General features: G+C 36.4%; 5 protein-coding genes, 3 tRNA genes and 2 pseudogenes. 8 read left to right on the top strand and 2 right to left on the bottom strand.

Annotation, left to right across the window (positions count from 1 at the left end; translation table 11 throughout):
* The first annotated feature begins 238 nt into the window (after positions 1 to 238).
* Positions 239 to 1,177: an outer membrane protein gene (locus BN338_RS00825; protein WP_039758131.1), complete on the top strand. Its 939-nt coding sequence runs from the start codon at positions 239 to 241 to the stop codon at positions 1,175 to 1,177.
* A 337-nt stretch (positions 1,178 to 1,514) separates the two neighbouring features.
* On the opposite strand, the gene BN338_RS00820 is transcribed toward BN338_RS00825, so the two are convergent.
* Positions 1,515 to 1,600 (bottom strand) — tRNA-Leu (locus BN338_RS00820).
* A gap of 149 nt (positions 1,601 to 1,749) precedes the next feature.
* Between BN338_RS00820 and ilvA the strand changes: the two are divergent.
* The 3 genes and pseudogenes from ilvA (at position 1,750) to BN338_RS00805 (ending at position 5,262) form a co-directional block, all read left to right on the top strand.
* Positions 1,750 to 3,028 (top strand): annotated as a pseudogene (ilvA, locus tag BN338_RS00815) (threonine ammonia-lyase IlvA).
* A gap of 35 nt (positions 3,029 to 3,063) precedes the next feature.
* Positions 3,064 to 3,594, top strand: a complete 531-nt coding sequence (locus tag BN338_RS00810; protein WP_039758129.1) for a hypothetical protein — start codon at positions 3,064 to 3,066, stop codon at positions 3,592 to 3,594.
* A gap of 285 nt (positions 3,595 to 3,879) precedes the next feature.
* On the top strand, positions 3,880 to 5,262 hold the full coding sequence (locus BN338_RS00805; protein ID WP_244427576.1) for a DEAD/DEAH box helicase: 1,383 nt from the start codon (positions 3,880 to 3,882) through the stop codon (positions 5,260 to 5,262).
* 1,415 nt (positions 5,263 to 6,677) lie between these two features.
* Here BN338_RS00805 and BN338_RS00800 read toward each other — a convergent pair.
* Positions 6,678 to 6,752, bottom strand: a tRNA-Asn gene (locus BN338_RS00800).
* 185 nt (positions 6,753 to 6,937) lie between these two features.
* Between BN338_RS00800 and BN338_RS00795 the strand changes: the two genes are divergently transcribed.
* From BN338_RS00795 to BN338_RS00780, 4 genes and pseudogenes are all read left to right on the top strand, one after another.
* A tRNA-Cys gene (locus BN338_RS00795) sits at positions 6,938 to 7,011 on the top strand.
* 213 nt (positions 7,012 to 7,224) lie between these two features.
* Entirely contained in the window at positions 7,225 to 7,899 is a 675-nt protein-coding gene (locus tag BN338_RS00790) for a protein-L-isoaspartate O-methyltransferase family protein (protein ID WP_039758126.1), read from the top strand.
* Between the two features lie 33 nt (positions 7,900 to 7,932).
* Positions 7,933 to 9,258 (top strand): TolC family outer membrane protein, encoded by a 1,326-nt coding sequence (locus tag BN338_RS00785; protein WP_039758177.1) that lies wholly within the window; start codon positions 7,933 to 7,935, stop codon positions 9,256 to 9,258.
* A 242-nt stretch (positions 9,259 to 9,500) separates the two neighbouring features.
* A pseudogene (locus tag BN338_RS00780) lies at positions 9,501 to 9,740 on the top strand (DUF2497 domain-containing protein); the annotation flags it as partial.

The following is a 9,740-nucleotide window of genomic DNA, read 5'->3' as shown; positions in this document are numbered from 1 at the left end:
TTTTCTAAAAATATACATTTTTTTAAAAATATAGAAGTATTCATATTATAATATTTTAAATTTATTAAAATTTGTTTGCCAAACTTCTATTTTGATGTAATGATATATTTAGTGCTGATATATTTAAATGTAACTACAAAGGAGTACATGCGGTTTTTCTTTATAAAATTTTATAAAACTTTGTTTTTCTAAATGTGATTTTTTATTATATTTAAATTTAGCAATGGGGTATAATTTTATGAATACGAAATTTATAACAGCATCTGTTTTTTCTTTAATTTCACCTTCTATACTACAAGCTGCAGATGTGGTGGTTCCGCAAGAGCCAATACATGTTGCTTCAGAAGTTGTTACTTCTTTACCTTTTTCTTGGTCAGGTTTTTATTTTGGGGGTCAAATTGGTGGCTTTTCAAGTAAAATTTCTGCAACAACGCGTGATGTTGATATTCCTCTCTATCCTGATGAGGAGAGTAAAAGTAAACCATGGGTACCCGTCGAGAAACAATATAAGCCTGAACTTTCTGGCTTCATTGGTGGATTTTATGCGGGTGTTAATTTTGATCTCGGTAATAATTTTATCGTGGGGATTGATACGGATATCCTTTTAACGGAAAAAAAGGATACGAAAACAAAGTTTCATTCTGCTGAATCAAGTGCTGGTGGTTCGAATCCTCAAGGAACTAAGCCTGAAGAGAATGGTTCTGGAACTGATACAGAAGAAAACGGTCAAGAGAAAAAAAGTCAAAAAAGGGCACAGTTTGTCAGAGGGCATAGTTCTAGCTTTTCTCGCTCTGATACAGAGACTCCAGAAGAAAAGGATAGTTTGACTTTTAATCATACTTTTAAACAAAAATGGACTGGTGCCACACGGATGCGTGTTGGATTTTCTGCTCATCGTGTGATGCCTTATATTGCTGGTGGTATTGCTTATGGACAATTTCAAGATGTTTTGTCGACAGTCATTACAGGATCTGAGCCTTTTAATAAGACATCGGATGCTACAAAAACGATGATTGGTTATACTCTTGGTGGTGGTGTTGATTTCGCGATGACAGATAATCTTATTGTACGTGCGGAATATCGTTACTCGGATTTTGGTAAAAAGAAATTTAAAGACGAGATTGAAGTTAAATATAAGACGAATGATTTTCGTGCGGGAATAGCTTACAAATTTTAGTTTTTGTGGAAATAAATAAACTTAAGTTTGAAGAGGTCCTATTTTGATAGGACCTTTATCTTTTGAAATCTTATGCATTGTAAATTCTACTTTATGGTGAAGAAAAAGTCTTTGACTTTGAGTGATGATGAGGAGGTAAGGAAGAGTTGCTTAGATTCTGAAATGATTAAGAATGAATTTTTTTGATTCATAAAGTATGGCTAAAATATTTGTTTGCAAAGAAAGGGCGATCCACTTTTCACATTATTACCGTTTCATTTGATCATATCGTTATAGCATTGTCTAAAGATCGCTGCTTTATTCCAAAACGATTAGAAAACAAAAAAAATGCATATAATGGTGCGGACGGCGGGACTTGAACCCGCAAGGTCTTCGACCGGCAGATTTTAAGTCTGCTATGTTTACCGTTTTCATCACGTCCGCAATGAGAGTTCTCTCATAAGCTATATCTTTTATTGAATCAAGAATTAATGACAAAAGAAGAAATTTTCATTTTTTTTAGTGAAATTTTGACTGACAATTATTTTTTTTTATCGCTAGAAGAAGCCTGTATAATATAAATAAAGCATGAAATGATCAGTGTTATGAGTAAATTTATTCAAGACGTTACAAAAGCTATGGTGGGATTGCATCATGTGTTTGCTGAAACACCCCTTCAAAGAAATGATTTTTTAAGCCAAAAATATGATGCAGAAATTTATTTGAAGCGTGAAGATTTAACACCGGTGCGGTCTTATAAGATTCGTGGTGCTTTCAATTTTGTTTCAGAAATGCTGGGCAGTATAGAGTCAGATTCTGCATTTGTATGCGCTTCAGCGGGGAATCACGCGCAAGGGGTTTCTTTTGTTTGTCGTTATTTTAAACGTAAAGGTGTGATTTTTATGCCCATGACAACGCCACAACAGAAAATTGAGAAGACACGTATTTTTGGTAAAGAGTTTATCGATATTCGTTTGGTGGGTGGAACATTTGATCAATGCTATGAAGCTGCGCAATCTTTTGTCGTGGAGAGCGGTGGTGTGATGGCGCCTCCTTTTGATGATATTCGCATTATTACGGGGCAGGCAACGGTGCTCTGCGAAGCTGCTTTGCAATGGAAAAAACTCAATGGAGAAAGTGAGCCGGATTTAATGATTGTGCCGGTAGGGGGAGGTGGTTTGGCAAGTGGGATAAGTAAGTTTTTACGTGAATATGGTTGGAATACAAAGCTGCGTTTTGTTGAGCCCCAAAGAGCTGCAAGCTTGCTTGCTTGTTTGGAGAGCGGAAAACGGGTCAAACTGGAAAATATTGACACTTTTGTGGATGGAGCTGCTGTGGCTGAAATTGGTGCACTAAACTATACAATTCTTAAGCAATTTTCTCCTGACACTGTCATTACAGTTCCTGAGAATCGTGTTTGTTCTACAATGGTTGAAATGCTTAATGTTGAAGGGGTGGTTCTTGAACCGGCTGGTGCTTTATCAATTGATGCGCTTAACAGTATTCCATGCCAAGAGTTAAAGGGAAAAAAAATTCTTCTCGTTATTTCAGGAGGTAATTTTGATTTTGAACGTTTGCCAGAGATTAAAGAGCGTTCTTTACGTTTCCAAGGCTTGAGAAAATATTTTATTTTTAGTTTTCCGCAACATCCTGGTGCATTGCGTCATTTTCTTTCCACATTATCACCGGATGATGATATTGTGCGTTTTGAATATCTTAAAAAAATCAGCGAGAAACTTTGGTTCTGTATTGGTTGCAATTGAAACGAAAAAATACAATAATTTTCATCTTTTAGAGGAAAACTTTCAAGCGTTAGGTTGGCGCTATCGTGATATTACTGATGATCAAACGTTATTTGATTTTGTTATTTGAAAAATTGAAATTTTACGAAAACAAGAAGTATAAAAATGAGATCTATTTTTTATTTTGTGCTGAGTCTCTTTTTCTTTTTGATTGTTCATCAACAAAGTTTAGCATCTCAGCCCACAACAATGCAAAAAACTGAACTGTCAAGAATAGTTGTTGATGTTAATAATACTATAAAAAACGGGGATTTTTCGCTTATATCGCATTATATGCCTGAGCGGCTTTATAAAGAGATGGCACGTCGATTGAATAAAACAGAGGATGCTTTGCGTGATGATTTTCTTCAACAGTTGCATAGGCAATTTGAGAATTTGCCTTCTGGGGCTTATTATTTAGATAAAGAAAATATAGAGTATCTTCAGACGGGCAACGGTACTTTATATGCTTTAATTCCAACGGTTCTTGAACTTAAGGATCGCATTATTCAATATAAAACTTTGGCCATTTTTGATAAAACCCAATGGTATTTAATTTATGGGGGGCAAAAAACTTTACAAAATCCAATTTTTCTCGAGATTTATCCTGATTTTATCAAGGTACATTTACCGATGGAGACGATTATCAAGAAATAAACGATTTAAATATTTTTTTGTCGCAATAAATGCATTTTATAAAGCTCTTGATTTTTTATCATAATCCAAGGATAATGAGAGGGAAGGTATTAGGCTGGTTTTTTGGCTTTTTGTAAAGTAGAGTTATATGCCTTTGCCTTGTTCCAAGGTATTCATGAGTTGCGCAGGTCGCTTTTCAAGCGTTGCTTTGTTTAAGATGTCAAGGATTTATCTTGCGTGGATCCTTGAGTGGAGAGTTCAGCTGGTTACTTCGTGAAAGTTCTTCAGCTGAGGAAAGATTTTATTTTGCCTATAAAAAAAGAAGATGTTTTTAAAAAGTTAGGTTTGCCTACTCTTTTGATTAAAAATTTACACATTGCTGGGATGAGTAAACCTAAACCTATACAAGAACAAGCTATTCCAGTGATGTTGAAAGGACACGATATTTTAGGAATTGCACAGACAGGTTCTGGAAAAACCTTGGCCTTTTCCTTACCTATTTTAAGTCAGATTTTGGCTTTGGGTGATAAACGCTGTCCTAAAACTGCACGCGCCTTGATTCTAGCTCCAACGCGTGAGCTCGCTGTTCAGATTGATGAAGCGATTCGTACTGTGGCGAAAGGAGCACATCTTTCGACGTGTCTTATTTTTGGGGGGGTATCGCGTTTAAAACAAATTAAACGTATGGAAGCAGGTGTGGATGTTTTGATAGCGACCCCAGGGCGTTTAAGAGATCTTGTTCGTGAAAAGTGTGTTGATCTTTCTCAATCTCGTTTTTTAATTTTGGATGAAGCAGACCGTATGTTGGATATGGGGTTTATTCATGATGTTAAGCAAATTGCGAAGCTTTTGCCTCAAGAGCGTCAGACAGCCCTTTTTTCTGCGACAATGCCGAAAGAAATTGCTGCGCTCGCAAAGTGTTTACTCGATGATCCGGTTAAGATTGAAGTTGTCCCTCAAGGTACTCCAGCTGTAGAGATTACCCAGAAATTATATTGTGTTCCTACCAGTGAAAAAAAGAATGTTTTAAGTAAACTTTTGACAAATCCAGCTTTTGATTCGGTTATTGTTTTTACTCGAACCAAACATGGGGCTGATGCTGTCACCCGTCATTTAGTAAAGATAGGCTATTTAGTTGCAACAATTCATGGGAATAAATCACAAGGTGCTCGCCAATCTGCTTTAAAAGCTTTTCGTGAAAGATCGGTACAGATTCTTGTTGCAACAGATATTGTTGCACGTGGTATTGATATACCAGGGATAAGCCATGTTATTAATTACGACTTACCAGATGAAGCTGAAAGTTATATCCATCGTATTGGTCGTACAGGACGCAATGGTGCATCTGGTGAAGCACTTACGCTTTTTGATGAAACGATAGAAAGGATACGGTTGCGTGCTGTAGAGCGTTTGCTTCGTATGCAATTGGTGTCTGAAACTGTGCCAGAGCAATTTGCAGCATTTCCAGAAAAGCCCATTGTGCTAGAAAGTGGAGAAAAAGAAAACAATAAAAAACGCCGTTTAAAAAAATCTAAACGTCAGAAATGTTTTTTAGATCAAAAAGATGATGCTACACGGTCACAGCAGAAGAATTCTTTATCTCCAAATGAGAGGCATAAAAAAGCAAAAGTAGCTGCAAAACGTGCAAAGTCTTTTCGTTTTCGCAAGTCAGTCAAGAAAGCCGCTTAATAAAATCTTGAAAAGAAGTCATGTCCTAGGAGTTTTTTACTTTTATCGATTTTTCCTCAATTAAAAAGAAATATACGACCTTCTTGTCAGAACAAGAGAGGCTTTCAGAGGTTTTCATTTTTTAAAAATGAAAACCTCTGAATTGTTTGGATTGATTAAAAATCTTTTGAAAAAAGAGTCTTTTCGTAGAGGTAATTATTTATTGGCTTTATTTCCATTTTAACAAATATAAATAAAGATAAGTTTTGTTTATATAAAAGATGTGTTTTATCTTTAGTGGTAACTTTTAATTTAAAAATTTGATTATCTAATGATAAATGATTGTTTTATATATTCAACATGTCCATCTATATTGTAAAATTTTCTCATTTTGAATCTGTTTGTATTGATTCATTAGAACTATGTTTGCATGTTACAAACGAGATTGTCGTGGGGATCAAAATTTAAGAAATTAATAAAATTATTCTTGTAAGTTATTGTAAAAAAATGAATATTTTCTAACACTGAGTGTTAGAAAATAGTATGGTGATATGGCTTTTATTGTGGGGCAAAGATGGTACTTCATCCGTGGATTTTATTTTATACCATTTACGGGAGCCATTGTGAAATGGGTTTGGGAGATTTAAGAGACGTCTCTAAATATGTGCGTAGATTCATAAGACAATGGATAAAAACGATGGAGAAAACGTCCATGATTTGTTGAAGGTTTTTACAGCATTCTTCACAACTTAGATTGTTATACTGTTTGCACTGTAAAAACACTTTTGTTTAGGAGCATGATATAAAGCCTATAAAGTTTTACGCATTCAGTGTTTTTATGAAAGTGTGATGAATATTCAAGGCTAAGGACTGTTTGTGGAGTTTATGAATTGATAAGTAGGAGGAACCAGCCAGATAAGAAGCTGGACTTTTCAAACTTTTTGGTTGGGAGTTTCTGCTTTCAGGGAGGATGTATGGGGTGTATGGCGATAATATAGTTGATTTTGATTGTTGTTTTCCATTTTTCAAAATGATTGCTTCAAGAGCAGATTTTTGAGTTTAATTGTTTTATTGAGTAAAAATTATTTTTGGGTTGGGAAACAAAGGTTATACGAAAGCTTTTTCATTACTAATGGCATTGAATAATTCTCTCTCATAAAAGAAATCGTAAACTATAACGTGCCCAAAATTACAGTGTTCTCTGATAGAGGCGCTGTAATTTGAAAAAATAGTTATTTTGAAATTAATCAGTAAGAAAAAAACTTGTGCAATCGTTTTCTCTTTAAAATGAAAAAATTGTTTTTGTGCTCATTACAAAAAACATCCCGTAGGATATTTTCTATTTTATTCAAAATTCTATTCCCTCACCTTTATTAACGAATCCCTCACGTTTAAAAGCGAATAAAAAGAATTTTCTGAATGGAGTAAAAAAGAAGTGGCTCCCCGGGCCGGATTCGAACCAGCGACCAACCGGTTAACAGCCGGTTGCTCTACCGCTGAGCTACCGGGGAACGGTGCTCAATAATTTAGCTGAAGAGGCTATAGCAAAGCAATACTGATTTGCAAAGGATAAAATTACTTTTTTTAAAAAAAATATGATAAATTGTGTAATAAGCAGAAAAAAGGCGAGAGAAGGTTTCTACACCTTGACGGATGCTTTACCTTCCCTTATTGAGACCTTTATATTTGTTGATGAGGCCTTGTGGCGGAATGGTTACGCAGAGGACTGCAAATCCTTGTATCCCGGTTCGATTCCGGGCGAGGCCTCCAATCGATTTTAAACGAAACGGCTTTTAGGGGGGTATAAGAAAAGAGATTATTCCCCTCCAGCACTTGTAAAGACACTTTTGTGTGAGAGATTATACTATTAGAATCAGGTTGTTGGCTGTCGTATTTTTTTGTAACATCCATAGTTTAAGAGATCTTAGTCCGTCATTGTTACTGTTTTGTTTGTTTTTTGTAGGTTAGGAGAAAATAGTCGTTATGGTTGCAGATTTTGCTGAGCTTCGTCGCAAAATGGTTGACAATCAAATTCGTACAGTCGATGTAACGGATTTATCAGTGCTTGAAGCTTTTTTAACGATATCTCGTGAAGATTTTGTATCGGAAGATATGAAAGCACTAAGCTATCTTGATACCGATATTGTTTTATCTCCAGTGCAAGATGAGGTTTCTGCACGCTATTTGATGAAGCCAGCATCTCTTGCAAAATTATTACAGCTTGCTGCTGTAAAATCATCAGATGTTGTTTTAGATATTGGTGCAAATAGTGGTTATTGTGCTGCCTTGCTTTCAAAGCTTGCAGGGTCTGTGATTGCCTTGGAAAGTAATAAGTCTCTTTTTGAGTGTGCTCTTGAAGCTTTGGAGCATAATCAATGTGATAATGTGGTTGTTATTCATGGTCCATTAGAAGAGGGATATGCCGTTGAGGGACCTTATGATGTGATTTTTATTGAAGGATCTGTTGATTTTATTCCACAAGGTATCTTTGATCAAATGAAGGATAGTGGACGCCTTATTGTGGTTGAAGGGCATGGAAATGCTGCTGTAGCACGAATCTACTTCAAAGAAGATGGAATCATTTCAGCACGTCGTGCTTTTAATCTCGCTGTAAAGCCTCTTCCTTGTTTTTTAAAAAAAGCTGATTTTGTATTTTAGTGCTTGTTCGTTTTATCAATAGAAGATAATTCTATTATTTATTTGGGGTTTGTTAGTGTGTATGTTGCGTTTAAAATAAACAAGAAGTTTCAGGCGTGTTTTTTGCTGGTGTTGAGTCTTTTCTTATCAGAGGCTGTTTGTGCTGAAACATTGATGGATGCTTTTTCTAAAGCTTATCAACACAATGCTAAGTTAAATAGTGAACGGGCGGCTGTTCGTATATCCAGTGATGACGTTGTCATTGCACGATCAGGGTTATTACCACAAGTTGAAGGGATTGGGAGTTATGGGCGGAGTAAATCTTTTACAGGTCCTTATGTCACTTCTGGATCTATCGGTATCAGATTAAATCAAAGATTATTTGACGGTTTTATCACGCAAAATATATTTTCTTCAGCTCAAGTTAAGCTGCAGGCGCAACGTGAGTATCTTCGTAATGCTGAACAAAGTACGTTTCTGGAGACCGTGACGGCTTATGCTAATGTCTATCAGGCACGTCGTGTTGCTGATCTTCGCAGAGAAAATTTAGCAGCTCTTGAAGAGCAAGTTCGTTCCAATAAAGCAAAATTTGATGTGGGTGAGGGAGGGCGCGTCGATCTTGCTCAAGCTCAAGCTGCCCGTTCCGTGGCGGTTTCAGAGCTGAGTCTCGCTCGTGCTGATGTAAAAGCAGCAGAAGCAGTCTATCGTCAAGTTATTGGTTCTGATCCTGAAAAGTTAAAACGCCCACCCATTGCTACAGATCTTCCCGTCAACCTTGATACGGCTTACCAAATGAGTGTTGTGATGCATCCAGCAATCCTTTATGCTCAATATTTAGTCAATGCGAGTGGTTACAAAGTAAAGGCGAAAGAAGGAGCGTTGCTCCCTAAAGTTGATTTTTCTGCAACAGCATCTTATAATCGAATTTATAGTGGTGCGGGAGAGGGTGGCGTTTCTAAATCAATCGGATTGTCAGTGAGTGTTCCACTCTTTGAAGGGGGGCGTACGTCTGCGCAGATTCGCCAATCGAAGGAACAGCTTGGACAGGCGCAACTTCAACTCGATTTGGCACATAGTAATACGAGACAAGCACTTACTTCTGCTTGGTTTCAATTGGAAGCTGCACGCGCGTCTGTTATTGCTTATCGTGAAAGTGTGCGTGCTGCTGAAATCGCTCTTAAAGGTCGTGTTCAAGAAAATCGTGTAGGGCAGGCAACAACATTAGATGTTTTAAATTCTCGTACTCAGTTGATTAATGCTCAGATTGCGCTTGCAATGGCAGAGCGTAATACTGTTGTGGCAAGCTATAGCGTTCAATCTTCTATTGGTAAATTGACGGCAAATTATCTAGGCTTAAAAACAATTCAATATATTCGATAATGCAATAAAAATAGCTCTTTGATCTCAAGTCATTTTAGTTTTTTAAAAATTAGTTAATCAGTTGTTGGATATGCTGAAGAACAAAGTAGTGATGTTCTTTTTAAGTACAGAAAGTTGTGCGTAGCGCCCTCTTTATAACAAGCATCTTTGAAAATATCATGAGAGTCATGTTGATCTTATGATTCTTTTGCATACACTGAAAATATGATTCTTTTTGTTGCGTCTTTGAGAGGTTGTAAAGTATGGTACAGAGTTCAAGCGTGTTACGTGAGCCAAGTATGGATGAAATTTTGACATCTATTCGTGAAATAATCGAAGAAAATGCAGTTCAACCTGATCACTTTTTAAATGAAGATATCACAGTAAATGCTTCAGAAGATCGCTCAGAAGCTGCATCAGAAGGTGTTTATGATACAACCCTGTCGGTTGATGATGCTATGAAGGCTTTAGCTGATCGTATTGGTCTTTCTACTGAAAATCAA

The sequence above is a fragment of the Bartonella queenslandensis AUST/NH15 genome, assembly GCF_000312585.1.
GTDB lineage: Bacteria > Pseudomonadota > Alphaproteobacteria > Rhizobiales > Rhizobiaceae > Bartonella > Bartonella queenslandensis_A.
This window is presented reverse-complemented; position numbering and strand designations above follow the sequence as displayed.

Bases quoted from the DNA above. Each gene is read 5' to 3' on its own strand.
- BN338_RS00825 (WP_039758131.1), top strand. From the start codon at position 239: ATGAATACGAAATTTATAACAGCATCTGTTTTTTCTTTAATTTCACCT.
- BN338_RS00810 (WP_039758129.1), top strand. From the start codon at position 3,064: ATGAGATCTATTTTTTATTTTGTGCTGAGTCTCTTTTTCTTTTTGATT.
- BN338_RS00790 (WP_039758126.1), top strand. From the start codon at position 7,225: ATGGTTGCAGATTTTGCTGAGCTTCGTCGCAAAATGGTTGACAATCAA.